The sequence below is a fragment of the Sediminicola luteus genome, assembly GCF_002514735.1.
GTDB lineage: Bacteria > Bacteroidota > Bacteroidia > Flavobacteriales > Flavobacteriaceae > HQA918.
Genome location: NZ_NBWU01000001.1, coordinates 565,034 through 586,677, shown reverse-complemented (window position 1 = coordinate 586,677; position 21,644 = coordinate 565,034). Strand labels below are relative to the sequence as shown.

Sequence of the window (21,644 nt, the reverse complement as noted above, 5' to 3'; positions counted from 1 at the left end):
TCTTTAAGTGGTTTAGGCCCCTGGCTCCGGCCCTGCGGCACTATCGGCCGTAATGAGCTGTACATCGCGATCAAAGAGGTATAGGCCTCCTTTGTCTTCCCCAATCAGATTGATTTTATCTAGAATGGTACGGGCCAAGGCTTCTTCTTCAATCTGTTCGGCTACATACCATTGCAAAAAGTTGTGGGTAGCATAATCCCGTTCTTCCAGGGTAATGTGTACGAGTTCGTTGATACTGTTCGATACGAACAATTCATGCTCAAAAAGCTCTTGGAACATTTTTTGAAACGAGCCAAATTCCTTTTTTGGTGCCTCCAAAGCCGGTACTTCGGCATGACCGCCCCTTTCGTTTACGAATTTGACCAGTTTTAGCATATGCATACGTTCTTCATCAGAGTGGGCATACATAAATCCGGAAATACCTTCAAGACCTTGCACTTCTGACCACGACGCCATGGCCAAATAAACTTGAGAGGAATCGGCTTCTATTTTAATCTGCTTGTTCAAGGCAGCTTCTAGTTTTTTCGATAACATGTAGATGGAATTTTAAAGGCTAAAGTTACGAATATTGTCAGATGTCAAAGGTATTATAGTGGAAACAAGGAAAAACCCTCCTTTGGGGTCTAATTGAAATTCCTGGACAAAGCCAAGGTCAGAACCGGGCGACCACCCCAATGGTGCCGAGACCCATATTAAGGTCCCAAGCCACTTTTTTGGTACCTGTATTGTACTTCTGTTCGTATTTACGGTCGAGGTATTTATCAATGGCCTCTACCGTAGCGATACTAATGGCCACACTTACGGCCACATCGGTAAGCCAATGGGCGCCTTCCCAAATACGCGAGACCCCAGGGACCAGTCCCAGTACATAAATACCACTTTTAACCCACGGATTTTTAAATTGTTTGGCAATGGCATAGGCATTGGTAAACGCTAGGATGGCATGACCCGAGGGAAAGGAATGAAAATCTTTGTCGTTAGAAAACGGATGGAACACCTCTTTACCGTAGCCCGAACGGGGTCTGGCCCTCCCAAAAACCCGTTTACTCACCTGTTGTAACAGTCCGGCTGCCGATGCAGAGGAGATCAAGAGCACCCCGGTACGCCGCAGTTTTTCATTTTTGGTGAAAAGTCCGGTTAAATATACCGCCCCGGTCAGCATATAATTGTTTTGGGGGCTACCATAGTACCAACCGTAATCCCTGATTATCTCGGGAATATCGTCTTGATGATCTACCAAATATTCCGATACCTCTTCATCATAGATATACAACAACCCTGCACCGGCGGCCACACCCCCAACTTGTAACCATTGTTTTCCCTCCCAATGAAAAGGGCGGCTATAGGCATAGCCCATTCCGCCAAATACGTTACCCATATCGTAGGTAAAGTTCTTCCAGGTAGAACCCCGTTGGGCCAAGCCCAGATCTTGGGCGGTTAAAGAAGGGACAACCAAAACAAGGCACAAAAGGCCCATGAAAATTCTAGGCATAGGTATCGGGATATTTATGGCACAGGGGTAATGAGCCCCTAGATTGCAAAAATAGCAATAGCAGACTAAATGGGCGAGACCCATCTAACCTATTGAAATAGTAGGCAATATTGACTAAAACTTACAAATACCTAAAAACACCTTTGCCGTGAGTGGGCCAAGCCTATTGGATTTCGGTTGAAAATGCACCATCTAAGGCCGCATTTATGTTATCAAGGCCTTGGGGCAAAGGGCAACCTTCTTGATACTGTATTTTTTTGGCGACACTAGAGGTATAGAAAGAATACAGCACTTTGGCCCCGTCGGCAGCGGCGCACTGATACTTCTTTTGCAAACGGATTACCCCAGCCTTTTTAACCGTCTTTTTAAGGGATTTCAGTTGGTCGGCATTCAATTGCCCCGATTCGTTTTTGGTTTCGGAATCACCTTGGGTCTCCTGAAGGGTGTAGCTACCGTTGGCATATAACATGAGGCTGGTTTTAACAGCAGGGGTTTCGTTACTCACGGTTATTTTGTTCAACAACAATTTGCCTTGTTGTGCCTGTAGAGGGAGGGCAAAGAACAAAAAGAACAATGCGGATATACTTACGATTTTCATAATAATAGGATTTAGTTTCAATTTCAATTAGACCAGTTTACTTATATAGAGGGTAAATTTTTTTAGGTGGTGAATGTCTGTAATGTTTTTTCACAATAGGCTACTATGGCATCGGGTTTAAGTTCGTAGCGCATACGGATAACTGCCCCGTGATAGCTGTCCAATAATAAGGAAGCCATTTCCTTATCGGGGAGGGCACTGATAAGATAGCCTTGTTCTTGTCCTTCCCGGATCCATTTTTGTAGAAATCCTTTAAAACCTTCAAAACAATCGGAAATGGGAGCGGAGAAAGCCGGGTTATCTTCCGAGACTTCATTGGCTAGCGACAATAAAAAACTGTTTTTGCGTCCGCTGGAACAATAGAGGGTATTGGCGGTTAATGCAAATTTTTTGATTTTTTCGGGTGGTGTCAATGCCTCGGCATCTATATCGGCCAAAATATGTCCCATTTTATCTTTAAAAAAGTCGATGGCCTCTAAGGCGAAGGCTTCCTTACTTGCGAAAAAGTTATAAAATGAACCTTTTGGAATACCGCAATAACTCAGAATATCCTGTATGCCGGTATTGGCATAGCCGCGCTCCCGGATCAATTGGATACCGGCCACCAGAATATCTTCCCTATTGTATTTTTTATTCATTAGACTGATTGGTCTAATAGCAAAAGTACACAAAAATAGGGAGTATTCCCTTTCCGGATGGGGCAATGGTGGTCCAAGTCTTTAAATTATCGTATATTCAAACGACATCAACACAGAAACATTCTAGAACATGCTTAAAAAAATTCTAATCGTAGTGGGGGTTTTGATTGCTGCGGTACTACTTACCGGAATCATAGCCAAAAAAGAGTTTTCCGTAGAACGTACGGTGGTCATCAACAAACCCAAACAAGAGGTTTTTGATTATGTGAAAATGCTGAAAAACCAAGATAATTATGCCGTTTGGCAGGCTAAGGACCCCAATACCAAAAAGAGTTATACCGGTACCGATGGAACCGTTGGTTTTATTTCGGCTTGGGAGAGCGAACACCCAGATGTTGGCCATGGCGAACAAGAGATAACCGCCATTAAAGACGGGGAACGTATCGACTACGAACTCCGCTTTCTAAAACCTTATGAATCAACCTCTCCAGCCTATATGGTATTTGCTGGTGCGGGAAGTGAAACTACGGTTAGCTGGGGCTTTCAGGGAAAAATGCCATTTCCGATGAATTTAATGTTGCTATTTACTAGTATGGAAGCCGATTTAGGGGATCAATTGAACGAAGGGCTCCAAAATTTAAAGAACGAATTGGAATAGGGAAAATGCTTTTAAGATTAAAAAACCTGGTCATTTTTGGCCGGGTTTTTAAGTTTTCTAGCTACGCTAAAAAGAAATATGGCGTATCGTTTTTTACCCCCTAGCGACTTTGATTATATTATGGGCAGAAAAGCATATGCTATGAGAATTTTGTTATTACTATTGCCTTGTTTGCTTTTGGGACAGCTAAACCCACAGCAAAGACCGAACATTATCTATTTTTTGGCCGATGACCTCGGCTATGGGGAGATTGGGGTATATGGTCAAGAAAAGATCCAGACCCCGAACATGGATGCTTTGGCCGCCGAGGGTATGTTGTTTACCCAACACTATTCGGCCGCCCCGGTCTGTGCCCCGGCCCGCTGTATGTTCTTGACCGGCAAGCATGCGGGCAATGCCTATGTACGATCGAATGACGAATGGCGCGAACGTGGCGAGGTATGGGATTTTGCTGCAGTATCAAAAGACCCCAAATTGGAAGGGCAGCGCCCAATGCCCCAAAGCACGGTTACCGTGGCCAAACTGTTGCAAAAAGCCGGGTACGACACCTCTATTTTTGGTAAATGGGGCTTGGGTGGGCCAACTACCCATAGCGTACCTACGCGCATGGGCTTCGATTATTTTTACGGTTACAACTGCCAACGCCAGGCGCATAATCTATACCCATTACACCTTTGGGAAAACGAAGACAAGGTGGCGTTGAACAATGCTTTGGTGCAGCCCCATACCGGTTTGGATAAAGGGGCAGATCCTAATCTGTCGGCAAGCTATGCCCGCTTTACCCAACCCGATTATGCCCCGACTTTAATACATGATAAAGCCGTGTCTTATCTAAAAAGAAAACGGGACAAACCCTTCTTTATGTACTATGCCTCACCTTTGCCCCATGTGCCCTTACAGGCTCCTGAAAGTTGGGTGGCAGGCTATCAAGATAAAATCCCGGAAACGGGCCCCTATTTGGGTAAATCCTATTTTCCGAACCAGACCCCAAGGGCTACCTATGCGGCCATGATATCGTATCTCGATTGGCAACTGGGCGATTTGATTCGTGTCTTAAAAGAAACCGGGGCTTATGAAAATACCATCATTTTCGTAACCAGCGATAACGGGCCTACCTATACCGGCGGGGTCGATTACGAGTATTTCGAAAGTTCAAAACCCTTTACCAATGGGCGGGGTCGCACCAAAGGCTCGGTCTATGAAGGCGGATTGCGGGTACCCTTGATCGTAAGTTGGCCGGGTAAGGTGGAAAACGGCAGTACCTCGGACCATGTTTCCGTGTTTTACGATATGATGCCCACTTTCTGCGAACTGGCCCAAACCCAAGTGCCCCAAGACACCGATGGCGTAAGTTTATTGCCAACCCTTTTGGGCGAAAAACAAGCCCAGCACGATTTTCTGTATTGGGAGTTTACGGGTTATAAAGGCCAGCAAGCCGTTCGGATGGGCAAGTGGAAGGCGGTGCGTCAAAAAATCCAGGAAGGCGTGCTAAGAACCGAACTCTACGATTTGGAAGAAGATATTTTAGAACAGCACGATGTATCGCAAAACCACCCGGAAATCGTGGCCCAAATAGAGCGGTTTATGCAACAGGAACATACCCAGGCCCCCAATCCCAAATTTCGTATGAAAGCCCTGGGCGACAGTATGGAATAAGGATTTTGTGAGGATTCGGCCGCTGGGTTTGGGGTCTAATGATCTGGCTTATCTGCTGTAATCGAGAATTCAAGGAACTTTTCGTAATTTTGCCCGCTGGTATTTTGCATGCGCCGGGCCGCCTTAATTAGCGGAGATGGCTCGGAAATTTAGTTTGGTAAACGGTAAAAAGAGAAGGGTAATTGTTATGACACCAACGGGAAAGATAGAATTAATGGCCCCTGCGGGCAATTTCGAATCGCTTCAGGCCGCTTTGGTCAACGGGGCCGATTCGGTATATTTTGGGGTAGAGCAATTGAATATGCGGGCCCGGGCAAGTATCAACTTTACGTTGGACGACCTGCCCGAGATCGTTAAACGTTGCGAAGCGCATGGGGTACGCTCGTACCTTACCTTGAACACCATTATATACGACCATGATCTTTCGATCATAAAGACCTTGCTCGATGCGGCCAAGGCGGCCGGAATTACCGCGGTTATTGCCATGGATCAGGCCGTTATTGCCTATGCCCGGCAAATTGATGTAGAGGTGCATATCTCTACCCAGATCAATATCACCAATATTGAGACCGTTAAATTCTATGCCCTCTTTGCCGATACCATGGTAATGAGCAGGGAATTAAGTTTGCGTCAGGTTAAGAAAATATGTGAGCAGATCGAGAAGGAAGACGTACGTGGTCCTTCGGGTAATTTGGTCGAGGTCGAGATTTTCGGACACGGCGCCTTGTGTATGGCGGTTTCCGGTAAATGTTATATGAGTCTGCATGCCCACAACTCATCGGCCAATAGGGGGGCTTGTAAACAAAACTGCCGTAAAAAATATACGGTTATCGATCAAGATACCGGCAATACCATGGAGCTGGACAATGAATACATTATGTCTCCCGAAGATCTTTGCACCCTCGACTTCTTAGATCAGGTTATAGATACGGGTATTAAGGTACTTAAGATAGAAGGTAGGGGCAGGGCCCCCGAATATGTGGCCAAGGTTATCGCCACCTATCGCGAGGCCATCGATGCGTATTACGAAGGGAATTTTACCCCTGAGCGGGTTGAGGGGTGGATGACCGAATTGAAAAAGGTCTACAATCGTGGTTTCTGGAGTGGGTATTATCTAGGTCAAAAAATGGGGTCGTGGAGTGATGTCGATGGTTCTAAGGCTACACAAAAAAAGGTATACTTGGGTAAAGGACAGCACTTTTTCCCAAAAGCCAGTATAGGGGAGTTTAAAATTGAGGCCTACGACCTAAGTATTGGCGATACGGTTTTGATTACCGGTCCTACTACGGGTGTAGAAGAGTTCGAGCTAACCGAAATGTTGGTCAACGACGAAAAGAAGACTACTGCCAGCAAAGGCGATAGTTGTACAATTCCGTTAAAATTCAGGATCAGGCCCTCAGACAAACTCTATAAAATCGTAAAGACCTAATGGTGGTCGTAACCCTACAGCGCAAAAAGTGTATCGGCTGTAATTATTGCGTAGAGTTAGCCCCCGGGCAGTTCCAGATGTCCAAAAAAGATGGGAAATCGGTGCTATTGCATTCTCAAGAGAAAAAGGGTTTTTTTACTTTAAAATCGCCTGACGATAGTATTTATGAGCCTTGTGAAGCCGCCGAAAAAGCTTGTCCGGTCAAGATTATCTCGACCAAGCAATTATAATTTTAACCTTGCCCTTTTTTAATAGGGGAGGTCGCTTCCAGGATTCAAAGAGAAGCCGATAAGCCATTGAGGCGGATACGGTCAATTTTTGCACGGGAATCGTTTTATGACAAATGGCAGAAAAGGACGCTTTGTTTTTATGTACATTTGTAAGTGTTTTTACGCAGGTTTTCCTGTTGATTCTTACCAAATGGGTTTACACATGAAAAAGATTGTCAGTTTCCTATGTATGGGAGTCTTTGCCTTTAGTACCTACGCACAAGATTCCAATCTACGATACTATTTACTATTGGGTGCCGAACAGGCCGAAGATTTGACCGCATCTTATCTGGAACCGGTCTCCGAAGGTTTGTTATTTGCCCTGACCGGAGGTTGGTATAACGATGCCCGGGTCAAAAAAACCTGGGAGATCGATGTGTCCCTGATAACCAATGGTTCCTTTGTGCCTAAAGACAAATTGGAACAAGAGATCGATATCAGTCGTTTTGAGAATTTGAGTGTTGTGGGTGGTGGCAATGTTATAAAAATCCCGACTATTTTAGGCAGTTCCAATTCACGGGTTCGGTTGGCAGCCCTTTTAGACGGCCAATCTTTTGAATTCGATGCGCCAACGGGATTAGGACTGATTAGTACCAACCTATTACCTTCGGCATTTTTACAGGCCGGGGTGGGATTGCCGGCCAATTCCGAATTCGTTTTCCGTTATTTTCCAAAACTGCATATAGACGATGCCTCAATTGGTATTTTAGGATTCGGTTTAAAACACGAATTGAGTGAGACCATAGGTTTTATGAACAACTGGCCTGTGGCCGTGTCGGGTATGGTGGCCTATACCCGTCTTAGTGCTGAATATGAATTTGAGACCAACGGGGTGTTTACCGGCGAAGATCAATTGATCGATGTGGCCTTGGATACCTGGATGTTCGAGCTTATTGGTTCCACCAAATTCCCGACCTATAATGTCTATGGCGGCGTGGGTTATGTAACCGGCGAATCGGTTTATGCTGTAAAAGGAGAATACGATATCGTGACCCCTTTACGAACCGTAGAGTTCAACGATCCTTTCGATGTAGAGGATAGTATCGACGGAATACGTGCCAATATAGGGGCCAAGGCCGATTGGGGCCGTTTTCACCTGAACCTCGACTATACCTTTCAGGGCTATAACAATCTGTCTTTAGGTTTGGGGTATACCATTTTAAAGGGGAAATAAGGCTTTTTCCGGCAGTAGTAAAGGCTTCCTGTATAGTGTTTGTATGTTAATATAGTTTGATTGGAGCCTAAGCTTTATTTCAAAAGGCAATTGCTATCTTTAGTGATGCCTTAGGCAACAACCAAACCATAATGCACAATCAATTACTGCTTACCAGGTTTCGAATTCCTGTGGGCCATTTCCGATATTTTGAACGCCAAGATTTGTATGTTCAGTTGGAAAAAGGTCTTGATGACCCCTTAACACTTGTTTGGGCCGGTACCGGTTATGGTAAAACCACATTGGTTGGCCATTGGCTGCAAGTGAATACGAGGCCCTTTACCTGGATTTCCTGTGCAAAGGAAATGAATGATATAGGTGTGTTTTTACGCTATTTGGTACATGGCCTGCAAAGAGGGGCCCCAGGTGTACTGTTCCCTAAGACGGAAGCCCTTTTGGATAGTCCGGTCAGTATACATCAAAATACCTTGGTCAATGCCTTCTTGGAGGAAATCCTGTTATTGCAAACGCCCCATATTCTCGTGCTCGATGATTTTCATTTGGTATCGGATGCCATGGTTTTGGAATTTGTACGTATTTGGTGGGATCAGACCGAGACCCGGATACTACCTTATCTAATCAGTCATGATCGCACTTTTTTAAACGAGTATGGTATGGCGCGCCATGGTTTGGTCAATCTCATACAAGCCCAAGACCTTAACCTAGATGAAGCTGAGATGGGTCGGATGGCCATACGGTGTTTTGATCGAAGTTTGTCTAATGAAGATCTTCAAAAATGTCTTGACCATACCGAAGGGTGGATCATGGGCTTTGCCCATTGGTTGCGCCTACGGCAACATACTACAGAAGGCTTGAGGGGTATTGACGCATCATTGGATGGTTATCTGGTCTCTCGATTCATTCGTAACCAGCCTATGCAAATAGTGGAAATACTTTTGATCGGTGCCGTTTTTGAGCGTTTTAGTATTCCGATGATTCAGTATATCGGGCAAGGCGCTGAACAAAAGGCCGACTATGTAGCCGTTTTTAACCGTATGCTTCAGGGCAGTTTTTTTATCATGGCCTTGGACGCTGATGGCCATTGGTTTCGTTTGCACCATGGTTTTCAAAAGGCCATATTATCGGAAATGGATACGGTTGTCGAGGGCAGTAAAAGGAAAAGGATACTTAGGGTGGGTTGCCAATGGTTATCGATCCATGGGTATTACGAAGAAGCCATTGATCAAAGCCTACAACTTTCCGAAATCGATTTTACAACCGCTTTGATGGAAGAAGTTGCCGAACGTTTAAGCTGTACCGATCAATATGTACGCTTGGGCAAACTTATGGATCGATTACCATGGTCTTGGACAGGGCAGCACCCCATATTGATGATGATTAGGGCCAATCTTTACCAATATCAGGGCAAAATTGGCCCTTGGCGAAAGATACTGATCGATTTTGAAAGGGCCCGTTACCCCGAAAATGGTCCGGTAGCCAGTGTCGCCGCTTATTTGGTTTTCAAAGGTTTGATTTATATATACGATAGGGCCTATTCCAAATCGGAACAGAGTTTCAATTCAGGATTGCCCTTGATACCTCCAAAAAATGAGGCCCTATATACCTATGCCATAATTTTCAAGGCCCAGACCTTGGCCCTGCAAAATAAGTTTCAAGAGGGTGTCGTGCTGATAAATACGGCTTTGGATGCCTTATCGGATGCACAGCATTATAGCAGGATCAGGCTATTAGTGGGCAAAATACTTTTGTATATGGTAACGGGCCATGGGCCAGGGATCAATGCCGTTTTACCCCGTTTACGGGTCTTGTGTGCCCAAAACACCTTTTTTGAAGGTTTGGGGCACTTCCATTATTTCGATATAGTTACGGCCTATAAACGCAACGACCATCAGGGCCTTTCGGCTAAATTCGATCAGCTGTGGCCTTTGCGGGATAAGCTTCGTCCGAATTGGTTCATGTATATCTGGTTTTATAAGATGTTGTACCATTTAAAGAACCATGAATACACCAAGTTGGCGTCCACTAGGGCCGAATTGGACGATTTTGTTGGTCTCCGTAATGTGGAAATGCTCTATCGATTGAATGGGTATTTGAAGATGGAGATCATGATCCAAAAAGGGGATTGGGAAACAGCATGGCGTTTATATGCCGAAAACCCCCAGGAACCACCCGTCGAGATTCGTATGTTAAGGCACTATTTTCCGCAGATTACCATGCTAAAATTGTGGGCCCCATCTTCAGATCCCAGGCATATTGAAGCGTATTTCGAATGGTTCGAAAAGCTTGGGGCCATGTGTAGTGCTGATATACATAGGCCGTTGTACGTACAATTACTTTTATGCCGAACCCTAAATTGGGCGTCTTCAGGTGAAGATGAAAAAGCCTTAGGGGTGTTACAACAGTGTTTGGAATTGACCGCAGGTATGGAAGACGTTATGATCTATACCGAATATGGACCAAAGATCGGGCAACTGTTGGCCCGATTAAAACCTAACAAAGACCAACGACCGCATTATAAAGAAGTGGTTCAGGCGCTAAACGCTTTTAGCCCGATTAAAGAAATTTCCCGGCGAACTACCGGATTAAAGGAAAGGGATCGAAAGATCTTGGAAATGGTAAGTAAAGGCTCCAATAATTCAGAAATTGCCGAGGCTATGTACCTCTCACCGGAGTCGGTAAAAAAATACCTGTATTTGACTTTTAGGGAACTGGGGGTAAAAAACAGGGTAAAAGCCGTTATAAGAGCCAAGGAATTGGGTTGGCTCGATTAACCCAACTTTTAACTAAAGTGTCAACTTTAGTGGATTGACCCTCGTTGTTTCATAATCTATTTTTGAATTGGTCCTAATAGCCAGGTATTCACTGGCTATTGTTCTTTGATTAATAATCAAATACAACATGCTATGAAAAATAAACTAGTACTGGGTCTGGTGCTTTTTACCTTGTCGATCGGCACGTTTTCGGTCATGGCCCAAGAAGTAACATTGATACGGAATGCGAATATTTTCGATGGTACCAGCGAAACCTTGCAGAAGGGGCAAAGTGTATTGGTCGAAGGCAATTTGATCAAAAAGATCGGTATTGGCCTAAAGGCACCTAAAGGAGCCAAGATTATTGATGCCCAGGGTGCAACCCTAACCCCTGGTTTTATAGATGCACACGCCCATTTAATGTTTCAAATGTCGATACCGGAAACCTTGAACGCCGATCCGTTTTATTTCGGCTATGTGGCCACCCAAACGGCTAAGACCTATCTTATGCATGGGTTTACAACCGTCCGGGATGCCAGCGGGAATAGTTTTTCGCTAAAAAAAGCCATAGACAGGGGAATCGTAGAAGGTCCACGGGTATTTCCCTCGGGTCCGATGATTTCGCAGACCTCTGGCCATTCCGATCACAGGACGGATGCACAGGTTTCGGCCATGATTTCCTATGAGCCCAGTACCTTGATGAAGTACGATATGGTGCAATTGGCCGATGGGGTGCCCGAAGTGCTTAAGGCAACCCGTGAAGCCTTACGTCGCGGTGCTTCCCAGATTAAAATAAGTGTCGGCGGTGGTACCGGGTCATTTGCCGATCCCTTGGACGTAACCCAATATACCGACCAAGAAATACAGGCTGCGGTACAGGCTGCGGCCGATTGGGGTACCTATGTAATGTCCCATGTTTACAACGACAAAGGGGCCCAAAGGGCCATCAAGAATGGGGTAAGGTCCATAGAACATGGCAATCTATTATCGGAAGAAACCTTTAGGCTAATGATGGAACACGATGTCTGGTTATCGCCCCAAGTTTTGGTGTACACCTACCATCCGGCAGGGTATACCGACGACCAAAAGAACAAACACGATGAAGCATTCGATGGTATAGACGGAATGTTCAAAGCGGCCAAGAAACTCAATTTCCAAAACATAGCTTTCGGTACCGATGTGATAACCGATCCCGAAAAATTAAAAGAGATCAACAACGAATTCGCGCTTCGTACCCAATGGTTCGAGCCCATTGATATTTTACGGCAGGCCACTTCGAATTCGGCCCGTTTATTGGCCTTGAGCGGACCGCGAAACCCTTATGGAAAGATCGGGCTGATCCAAGAAGGTGCCATGGCCGATATTTTATTGATAAATGGCAACCCCTTACAAGATATTAAAATACTGACCAAGCCACAAGAGAACCTACTCTTGATTATGAAAGACGGCAAGGTCTACAAAAACATTTTATAAGACCAAACCAAGTTGTTCAAAAAGATCCGGCCGTGGTATGCCCGGTCGGATTTTTATTGTCCTCCGGTATTTCCTGCAGGGGTTTGGGTTATAGTCAATCGTGTTAGCCTATATTTGGTCCCTTTTTCGATCAATCGGAAATGTTGACTGGTTTTCTCTTGCCAGGGCGTACCATAGTCCGTGTATTCGATTAGTTTAAAATAGGTTGGGGTCAGTTTTTTATTGCCCAAATAGGTGATGTTTACTTGCCACGTACCGGGTAAGGTGCCATCAATGGTTTCCGATGTGGCCGAAAGCCCCAGTTCTTTTTCGTAACGAATTTGATCGGGATTGCCATCCAGACTGTGTGACCATACATAGGTTTTGCCCTTCGGATTAACGAATTCCACATCGAATTCCGCTTCACCATCGTTCCAACTTAAGACCCAGCGGGCATTGGAAGCTGTGGTTTTGGTCTTTGTTTTGGTAGTTTTTAAATGCAGGCCGTTGTTCCATTCATAACGCTCCATAAGGTTGGTGTAATCTGTTGAAATTATGGAGCTTTGACCGGTTGAATCTGTTTTGAACAAGCCTTCGGATACCAAATACTTATGTCGCATATACAGATCCATGGCCTTTTCGGGCTCGTTTACGGTCAAATAGCTTTGGGCCATATCGAGTTGCGATTGCAGGTATTGCGGGCGTAATCGGTAAATGCTTTTATAGGTTTCGTGAGCCTCGTCCATGAATCCATATTCTTCTAACAAATAGGCCTTGGCCTTTAGGGCCTCAGGGTTGGTCTGGAACAGGGCATCCGTTTTGTCCAACACTTTTAGGGCCAAATCGGGACGGTTCCAATGTTTGGCAAATAAAAGCGACTGATCCAAAGCGAAATGATAATTGGGGCAATACCCCATAACATCCTTGGTGAGTGCAGTAAAGGCGCTATCGGGATCGGCCAACTTTTGTAAAGATTTCGTTGTGGTGTAATTGGCTGTTGACACATAGGGCCGGGCATCTTGGGCATAGGTGGCCGTATAACTGGTTTCGGCTGGTTTGGGTTTATAACGTCCGTAGCGATTGGTGTTGATAATGATTACCCCGTTAGAGGCAATCGAACCATATCGATTTGTGCCCGCTGTTGAAGGTATTACGGCAATACGTATGATATTGGCTGGTGCAATCAAACCGCAGGGCAAACTGGTTAGAATCTGTCCATCAATATCATAAATGGGTAAACCTTGGTTGAATATGGTGGGCATAGGCCGCATTCTGGAAACAATATACCCCGTAACGGTGTTACAAAACGAGGATACCCCGGCAAATTTCCCGTTAATGACATCGGCTAGGGTTAAGGCTGATTTGTTGATATGCCGCTCTTCCAATATGCGTAAAGAGTAACCGGCCGAACGTTTATCAAAAATACCATAGGCCGTTTTGATCAAAGAAGGATTGCTGTCGTATTCTAGGGCCAACTGTTCCTGTAGATTTAGGCGTTGGGCCTCTACGGTAACATCGTCTAGTTCGGTGATTTCAGGGGATAGTGATACATTGAGCACTTGGGTAACATCTTCGATTTGGATTTCTTTGGATACATAACCGATATGGGAAAAAACCAGAACATCTCCTTCGGCCGCGCTAATACTATATTTACCTTCGGCATCACTGGTAGTACCCCGTTCGCTATTTTGAACTTGTACGCTAACACCCGATTTGGGTATATCCTGGTCGGTAATGCGACCGTAAATGGTTTTTGTGTTTTGGGCCCATATACCCATATGTAGCCCTAGGAATAGGGCACAAAAGCTAATAAATCTCATGTTGGTAGGTTTTGCTTAAAGATAAAGAATTAAATCAAAACCCTGATATGTAGTAGGTAAGACAAGTTAGTCTGGGTTTCCCCATTCCGAAAAACCGCCTAATCTGCAGATTTTCTACGCGATTCCTTCCCCATTCCCCACACCGGCCTCGTCTGGGTTAACGAAGACCAGTTTACCTTCGGCATTTTCGGTCATTAGTATCATACCCTCACTGGCCACCCCGCGTAATTTTCTCGGGGCCAGGTTTACTAAAACGGTCACTTGTTTTCCTACGATGTCTTCCGGGGCAAAGCTTTCGGCTATACCCGAAACAATGGTGCGGGTATCGATGCCGGTATCTACCTTTAAAACCAGTAGTTTTTTTGCCTTGGGCATCTTTTCGGCTTCTAGAATGGTACCCACCCGAAGATCGAGTTTGGTAAAGTCGTCAAAGCTAATGGTATCTTTTTGCGGGGCTACGGCCTTGTTTTCGGCCTCATTCGCTTTTTTGGTGGCTTCCAGCTTATCGAGTTGGGCCTGAATGGCAGCATCTTCGATTTTACTGAATAAGTGCTCACTGGCATTAATGGTATGTCCGCTTGGTAATAATACATCCGTAGTGGCTATATCGCCCCAACTTAAGCCATCTTGGTTCAAGATTCGCTTTAGTTTGGTCGAGGTAAAGGGTAAAAAGGGCTCCGATAGAACCGCAAGGGCCGTGGCGATCTGCAAGGCCGTATACATAATGGTCTGGGTGCGTTCGGCATCGATCTTTATCTTCTTCCAAGGCTCTTCATCGGCCAGGTATTTATTACCCAAGCGGGCCAAGTTCATCAACTCTTGGGAAGCCTCACGAAAACGGTAGCGATCTACCGATTGTGAAATAGTCTCCGGGAATTTTTTAAGGGCGGCCAAAGCCTCTTGATCCACGGTCTGTAACTGTCCGGCTTCGGGAATCACCCCATCGTAATACTTATGGGTAAGTACGGTTACCCGATTGATAAAGTTGCCAAAAATGGCCACTAATTCGTTATTGTTCCGGGCCTGGAAATCTTTCCAAGTAAAATCGTTGTCCTTGGTCTCGGGGGCATTGGCCGTTAGGGTATAGCGCAATACATCTTGTTGGTCCGGAAACTCCTCTAGGTATTCATGCAACCAAACCGCCCAGTTCTTGGAAGTGGACAATTTGTTGCCTTCCAAATTCAAGAATTCATTGGCCGGCACGTTTTTGGGAAGTATGTATCCGCCATGGGCTTTTAAGATTGAAGGGAAAATGATACAATGGAAAACGATATTGTCCTTACCGATAAAATGTATCAATTCGGTGGCTTCATCTTTCCAAAAAGGTTCCCAATCCTTGCCCTCGCGTTCGGCCCATTCTTTGGTAGATGAGATGTACCCGATCGGGGCATCGAACCAGACGTATAATACTTTGCCTTCGCCACCGGGAACCGGAACGGGAATACCCCAGTCTAGATCACGGGTCACCGCCCGGGGTTTCAACCCGTCGTCGATCCACGATTTGCATTGGCCATACACATTGGGTTTCCAATCATTTTTATGTCCGTCTAGGATCCATTCCTTTAGAAAATCTTCATGACGATCCAAGGGTAAAAACCAATGTTTTGTTTCTTTCAACACTGGCGTGGCCCCACTTAAGGTCGATTTGGGGTTGATCAGATCGGTAGCGTTCAACGAGCTACCACAATTTTCGCACTGATCCCCATAGGCCTCTTCGTGTCCGCATTTAGGGCAGGTACCCGTAACAAAACGGTCGGCCAAAAACTGGTCGGCTTCGGCATCGTATAGCTGGGCCGTGGTCTCTTCTATAAAATCGCCTTGTTCGTATAGTTTTTTAAAGAAGTCACCGGCCGTTTGGTGGTGAATAGGGGCCGAGGTACGGCTATAGTTGTCAAAGGTAATCCCAAAATCGGCAAACGATTTTTTGATTAGGGCATGGTACTTATCGATAATATCCTGTGGGCCCACCCCTTCTTTTTTGGCTTTCATGGGTATGGCTACCCCATGTTCGTCACTACCACAGATAAAGGCTACATCTTTTCCCTTACCCCTAAGGTATCGGGCATAGATATCGGCAGGCACATATACCCCGGCCAAATGACCGATATGTATGGGGCCATTGGTATAAGGTAGCGCTGCTGTTAAGGTGTAACGTTTGGGTGACTGGGCCATGATATTCCGATTTTCGGGCAAAAATAGGGAATCCGCCGGCTAATGTATAATGTCAAAAGTCAAATCTAGGCCAAAGACCTAAAAGTACTGTTATTGAGGATGTTTTTTCGGTAATCGTAAGTTGTGATAATTTTAGTACTAATTAAAATCCCCCTTTCCCACGGGAGAGGATCGGGGTGAACGGCGTATTCACCTATGCATTAAAATTGGAGAAACCCTTGTGCAAAATGTAATTTAGGGAAATGCCCCTACTTTATAAATCCTGTATAAACCGGTCGAGATCGCGGTGCTTATCCAATCCGAGTTTTTTACGTAAACGGTAACGGTTGGTATTCACCGAGGCCACGGTTATATTTTGAAGGTTGGCGATTTGCATACTGGTTAGTTTCAGTCGGATCAGTGAGCACAAGCGAATGTCGTTTTTACTTAGATCGGGATATTTGTTTTGGAGTGTATCGTAAAATCCATGGCTCAGTTTATCGAGTCTATGGAAAAAGGCTTTGGTTTCGGTATCGTGGGCCACTTTATTTCTAATATCCTTTTCCAAGGCGTCTAAATTCTTTTTGCGTTCCCGGCCACGAGTGGCTTTCAAGGCATCGATTTTTAGGGCCAGTTGTTTGGCCCACTCTTGGTTTTGGCTGAGGTTAAGGGCAAAGTCGGAGAGATCACGTTCTTTAGCGGTTACCTCCATTTCCAACTGTTGGTTTTTTAAGGCGGTTAATTTTAACGATTGTTCGGCCATTACCTGTTCGTTACGGGCATTGACCAGATGCTGACGCCTTCGTAAGACCAAGGAAACCAAAAAGCCTATGGCCGATAAGGCCAAGATTACCAAGATGGAAAAGCGGAGGTTTTGGTTTTGTATTTTGGTTTCTTTTTGGTTTTTTTCGATTTGATGGCTATGACGTAACCGATTCAATATAACGGTATGGTAGGCCGATCGTAGTATGCGTTGGTGGGTTTCAGTGGCTTGGGTGATACTGTCGGATAGCTTTCGGGCCAATAGCATTTGTGTACGGCTTTCGTGTGCTTTTCCTTGTACCGTTAGCCATTGAGCCTTGGCAAAAGCCACTTTTAACCTGAATTCTGGTTTTACGTTAGTTCCTTTAACATGATGTTCTAAGTGATTTAAAATCTGTGCGTTGTTGGTAATAACTCCCAGACTAAGATTGGTTTCGATTAAACGTGTACCCGTTTCTATAAATTTAGGGAGGTCAAAAGGGGTGATTGAATCGGATTTAGATGCTGTTTCGGGGCAATAAAAGCTATAGTTGTTTAAGTAGATTTCTTTAGCTTTTTCTTTGTTCCCGGTAACAAAATAGTAGTCCGCTAAATGATCTTGTATAGCACCTAAATAATCATGTTCGGGAAAATACTGTTGGGTAAATTCGTAACTCTTGTCGTAATAGGTTTTGGCTGCGGCCGTATCTTTTTTGCGATAGAGTAAGAAGTAACCATAATTGGCCAAAGTAGAGGCTTGATAAATGGATTTTTCGTCCTGCATCAGGATCAGATTCTTCTGATGTTCCGCTTCGGCCAGCTCTATTTGTTGCAATTGGGCATGACATCTGGCCTTAATGCCATGGGCGAAAGACCTTTTGTTAAGCATGGCCTGTTTTAAGGAATCGGATAGTTTGGGTTCTAGGTAGGCATAGGTTTCAAAGAAAAGGGAATATAGTTTGATGGTTTCTTCCGGAAGTATACCATTGTAATAAAAGGAATAGGCGGTATTTTTATAAAAATCAAGGATAAAAGGGGCATCATCCTTAAAATGCGGGGCCAGGTCCAACGTTTTGAAATAGTGTTCGAAATAGACCGTGTCTAAAAGACCTTGGGCTTTTCTTTTGTCCATATCGCCATGAGCCTGCCAAAACCCATCCATGTTAATGGTTTCGGGACTTTGTTCCTGGGCCTGAAGTGTACCTACAAGAACAACAAAAAGAAATACGGGCATATAAATGTATTTCAAGGCAATAGAGAGGTTGTTGGTTCCACTGCCTAAATATATGCGTTTTTAGATCGGATTAAAAAGTAAAGCCCCCGCTTTACCGACGCACAAGTAGGTTTCACAGGGGCTTTGGGAGCAGTAAAAAGTAGGTTAAGAGACCATAATGGCCTTGCTCATTTTTTTGTCTTGCACTTGAATTCTATAGATGTATTTACCGGGGGCCAAGGGGCGCGAAACCCTGGCCTGTACATCGATATCGATGCCGTTGGGATCTTCGGTTACGATTTGATTGAAAATAGACCCCAGATTTTGTCCGAGGATATTGAACAATTGTATATCGACATGGGCCGTGGCCGGCATGGTCAAAGAAATCATGGGTTGTCCGCTAGTGTTGGGATAAAAAGGTTTATGGACAATGCCGTTTAAAATATCGTCGGGAATCGTGGGCAACGGGTTTTCTCCATTACCCTCACCCGGATCCGTTGGGGTTGGCGGTGTAGGCGGATCATTGGAATAGGCAATGTCCGGGAATTCGGTACCGCTACAATTAAAACCAAGGTTCACTGGCATATAGGGGTGTCCAAGCAGATGTTGTTCTACCAAGGGTATGGGTATACAGAGCCATTCGGCCATTACGGTGGCGTAGAGGTCCCTGAAGTCCATAGTATGGGCCAAATTTCCTCTTCCGTCAGGGTTTTCCAAGGCTGGGTGGTCGCCTACAAAAGCACTTCCATTCAATCCGGAACCAAAGAAAAGGGTAGGGGCGGCCTTACCGTGGTCGGTACCATTAGATCCGTTTTCAAAGATCCGGCGTCCGAACTCCGAAAAGGTCATACTTAACACCTTATTGTCTTGTTCGGTAAAGGTAAGGTCGTCGTAAAAATCCTTTACGGCTACCGAAAGATTGGTCATCAAACGTTCGTGGGCCAAAGGTTGGTTACCATGGGTATCGAATCCACCCATGGAGATCATATAGACCTTGGTGCCCAAATTGCCTTTGATCAACCGGGCCAAAAGGGCCAACTGACGGGCAAAATAATTGTCTTGGTACTCTACTTCGTTACGCCCACGTTCGTAGGCTTCGTGTATTTTACCCGAATATTCATAGGTAGTATTGGCGGTTCCCCGTAAAAAATGAAGTTGATCGCCATACATACAATTATCAAATAGGGCCGGGTCTAGGCTATACTGCAAGCCGGTTTCTGCGATTTCTTCCAATTGATCGATATTCGAGGTCACAAAGGCATAGTTGGTCTCTTCTCCCTGAAATACCATACTACCGTATTGCCCGATCTGAATCGCTGCTGGGGCTTCGGGCGGATTGATCAGATAATCGGGATAAAGGTTTTCGAAATGTCTGCCCATCCAGCCGGTGTTCTCTCCTGAGAATCCGGTGGTGGTTAGATCGGTGTTTGCGAATATATCGGTACCGGTAAAATGCGATAGGCTTTGGCCTTCGTAACCTACCCCATGTACGGCCTTAAACTGTCCGTCTCCCCACATGGCCTCTAAGGAATCCATATAAGAAGGCACACCGAAATCGTCGGTCAATCGTAAAATCTTACTCTCAGGAATATAGATGTTGGGGCGGGCATTGGCGTAGGTATCGTATTGTTGTATGGGAATAACGGTACTTAAACCGTCGTTACCCCCGTTTAGGCGGATCAGTACCAGTATATTATCGGTTTCGGCGGCGGCAATGGCAGCCGTAAGTGGTGATGGGGCCGAGGCCGATACGAGGTTGGATCCGAGCATAATAGATCCAGATCCGGCAATGCCCAAAGCTTGTAAAAATGAGCGACGGCTCCAGATTTTATGTTCGTTATCGTGGGCTTCTTGTTTGTTAACGGGTATATGATGGGTACACATGATAGGCTTATTTAAGTTGGAATTCAGGTTGACGGGCCAAGTGTTGCAGTAATAGGTACACTTGGGTAGGTGCGGCATCGCTGGTGTTAAGCATCCAATAGCCCAGACCACCATCGATAAAATCCAATCCATAATAGTTTTCCGGTACGGTGTCCACCATAAAAGTATCCAACGCATTGAGCAGGTCTTGCTCGGTCAATAAGCCTTTCGGCAAAAATTTGTTCACAAGGGCCTCGGTAACCAGCCTAGGGTTACTGGTACCAGTATTGGCTGGTCCAACTGCGGCTTCGGCCAGGGCCCTGAATTGTTCTTGATCGGTTTGGAAAAACAGGTCTATAACCATTTCGGCCGTTAACCAGCGTCCGATCATAAAGTTGGTGTTGATCCAGGTTCGGTTACGTTGCCAACCTTCCACTTCTACGGGATCAAATAATTGTTGTCCCAAAAGGCGCGACGCATTGATGGCACTATTCACCAAACTATCGTCGGTCGGAAACCCGGTTTCCTTAAAAATTTGAAGGAAAAGATCAAAAGGGCTTTTTATAATCACCCCAACCGCATCATCGTCAAAAAAATGTTGGCTTTTAAATAGCTGTGAAAGTACCGGGGCCAGTTCAAAATTATTGGCGGTAAAGGTATCGGCCAAGCCTTGAATGATGTTAGGGGCATTGCCTTCTACAGCATCAGGGTGTACGAAGAACTCATAAAGCTTTCTACAGATATAATAGGCAATACGATCACCACGCTGTTCGAAAAGTATATCGATTACATCGTCGTAACCCCAATTTCCGGTTTGTCCGAAAATGGTCTTGTTCTCGGTATTGAACCTAGTGGCATCGAAGCTCACGGGACTACAACCTTCTTCCCCGCGTTCTACATAACCACTAATGGCCTTGGCGGTTTCTATAATGTCTTCTTCGGTATAACCCTGACCTTCACCAAGGGTGAACAATTCGTACAGTTCACGGGCGTAGTTCTCGTTCGGGTTGTTACCGGTATTGTACACCCCATCGAGATAGTACAACATGGCATCGGTAAGTCCGATTTCTGAGGTAAAGGTTTTAAAATTGCCCAGGGCATTACGCTGTAAACAATTGGTATAGCCATGTAAATAGGCCGGACAATTGTACACTTGCAATTGGGTAACGAAATGATTGCTCCAAAAGAAACTAATACGGTCCCTTAGGTTATTGGACAGCATTTGACGTGTATACTGTAGTTTCCAATCGGCAATTTGGCTCCTTTTTAAATCCCCTGCAGCGGCATCATCTGCCGGATAACTGGCATTGTTCCAAGTGGCCCACTCGGGTGGGGTCATGGGTGCCATGGCCTGCGCTTGGCCAATAAGGTTATCCACAAGGGTGTTGGCAGTCTGTCCTACTCCCGCATTAATAGTCGCTGTATCTGTGCTAAAGCCCAAACGGCGATATAAATGCGCTACTTGCGATGCATCTAAAGGCCCGGTCTGGGGGTCCAGGGGAGAGGCATTACAGTTAACAAAAAACTCCATAGGTTGCGTATGGTTTACCAGGGTCAAGATTTGGGGAGTTAACCATAAGGATCGGGAGGGTAAATTCGGTTCAGGAACCTCCAAACGATCCGGCACTTTTTGTTAATCTCCTTCTAAAGTACGATGTGTAAACGTTTACAGACGTTAAAACGCATATTTTTTCGATGAAATACATGGTATTCGTCGAATTTGTCAATTTTGCACGAATT

Annotated in this window: 16 protein-coding genes; 7 read left to right on the top strand and 9 right to left on the bottom strand. The window is 45.2% G+C overall.

Going from position 1 to position 21,644, the window contains the following annotated elements; genetic code table 11:
• Positions 1–12 precede the first annotated feature (12 nt).
• The 4 genes from B7P33_RS09260 to B7P33_RS09245 form a co-directional block, all read right to left on the bottom strand.
• Positions 13–534: a ferritin gene (locus B7P33_RS09260; RefSeq protein ID WP_097441686.1), complete on the bottom strand. Its 522-nt coding sequence runs from the start codon at positions 532–534 to the stop codon at positions 13–15.
• A gap of 118 nt (positions 535–652) precedes the next feature.
• Positions 653–1,492, bottom strand: coding sequence for a phosphatase PAP2 family protein (locus B7P33_RS09255; protein ID WP_097441685.1), 840 nt, complete (start codon positions 1,490–1,492; stop codon positions 653–655).
• A 163-nt stretch (positions 1,493–1,655) separates the two neighbouring features.
• Positions 1,656–2,090, bottom strand: coding sequence for a hypothetical protein (locus B7P33_RS09250; protein WP_141402432.1), 435 nt, complete (start codon positions 2,088–2,090; stop codon positions 1,656–1,658).
• Between the two features lie 62 nt (positions 2,091–2,152).
• On the bottom strand, positions 2,153–2,728 hold the full coding sequence (locus tag B7P33_RS09245) for a TetR/AcrR family transcriptional regulator (protein ID WP_097441683.1): 576 nt from the start codon (positions 2,726–2,728) through the stop codon (positions 2,153–2,155).
• Positions 2,729–2,858: 130 nt separating this feature from the next.
• Between B7P33_RS09245 and B7P33_RS09240 the strand changes: the two genes are divergently transcribed.
• The 7 genes from B7P33_RS09240 (at position 2,859) to B7P33_RS09210 (ending at position 12,137) form a co-directional block, all read left to right on the top strand.
• On the top strand, positions 2,859–3,386 hold the full coding sequence (locus B7P33_RS09240) for an SRPBCC family protein (protein WP_097441682.1): 528 nt from the start codon (positions 2,859–2,861) through the stop codon (positions 3,384–3,386).
• Between the two features lie 141 nt (positions 3,387–3,527).
• Positions 3,528–5,042 (top strand): arylsulfatase, encoded by a 1,515-nt coding sequence (locus B7P33_RS09235; RefSeq protein WP_097442296.1) that lies wholly within the window; start codon positions 3,528–3,530, stop codon positions 5,040–5,042.
• Positions 5,043–5,229: 187 nt separating this feature from the next.
• Positions 5,230–6,471, top strand: a complete 1,242-nt coding sequence (locus B7P33_RS09230; protein WP_097442295.1) for a peptidase U32 family protein — start codon at positions 5,230–5,232, stop codon at positions 6,469–6,471.
• Entirely contained in the window at positions 6,471–6,701 is a 231-nt protein-coding gene (locus tag B7P33_RS09225) for a ferredoxin (RefSeq protein WP_097441681.1), read from the top strand. Before B7P33_RS09230 ends, B7P33_RS09225 begins: the two co-directional genes overlap by 1 nt.
• A gap of 202 nt (positions 6,702–6,903) precedes the next feature.
• A complete protein-coding gene (locus tag B7P33_RS09220) occupies positions 6,904–7,914 on the top strand; it encodes a DUF6588 family protein (RefSeq protein ID WP_141402431.1) in 1,011 nt (336 codons plus the stop codon).
• Positions 7,915–8,045: 131 nt separating this feature from the next.
• Positions 8,046–10,685, top strand: coding sequence for a helix-turn-helix transcriptional regulator (locus B7P33_RS09215; RefSeq protein ID WP_097441679.1), 2,640 nt, complete (start codon positions 8,046–8,048; stop codon positions 10,683–10,685).
• A gap of 132 nt (positions 10,686–10,817) precedes the next feature.
• Positions 10,818–12,137 (top strand): metal-dependent hydrolase family protein, encoded by a 1,320-nt coding sequence (locus B7P33_RS09210; protein ID WP_097441678.1) that lies wholly within the window; start codon positions 10,818–10,820, stop codon positions 12,135–12,137.
• Between the two features lie 53 nt (positions 12,138–12,190).
• Here the strand turns inward: B7P33_RS09210 and B7P33_RS09205 are convergent, their stop codons facing one another.
• The 5 genes from B7P33_RS09205 to B7P33_RS09185 form a co-directional block, all read right to left on the bottom strand.
• Complete coding sequence (locus tag B7P33_RS09205) at positions 12,191–13,936, bottom strand: carboxypeptidase-like regulatory domain-containing protein (protein ID WP_097441677.1); 1,746 nt, start codon at positions 13,934–13,936, stop codon at positions 12,191–12,193.
• A 114-nt stretch (positions 13,937–14,050) separates the two neighbouring features.
• The gene (gene metG, locus B7P33_RS09200; RefSeq protein ID WP_097441676.1) at positions 14,051–16,108 is read right to left on the bottom strand and encodes a methionine--tRNA ligase; all 2,058 of its coding nucleotides are present in this window, start codon (positions 16,106–16,108) and stop codon (positions 14,051–14,053) included.
• Positions 16,109–16,361: 253 nt separating this feature from the next.
• Entirely contained in the window at positions 16,362–18,062 is a 1,701-nt protein-coding gene (locus B7P33_RS09195) for a helix-turn-helix transcriptional regulator (RefSeq protein WP_097441675.1), read from the bottom strand.
• 144 nt (positions 18,063–18,206) lie between these two features.
• Entirely contained in the window at positions 18,207–19,925 is a 1,719-nt protein-coding gene (locus B7P33_RS09190) for a DUF1501 domain-containing protein (protein WP_097441674.1), read from the bottom strand.
• Between the two features lie 7 nt (positions 19,926–19,932).
• Positions 19,933–21,435 (bottom strand): DUF1800 domain-containing protein, encoded by a 1,503-nt coding sequence (locus B7P33_RS09185; RefSeq protein WP_097442294.1) that lies wholly within the window; start codon positions 21,433–21,435, stop codon positions 19,933–19,935.
• Positions 21,436–21,644: the final 209 nt, after the last annotated feature.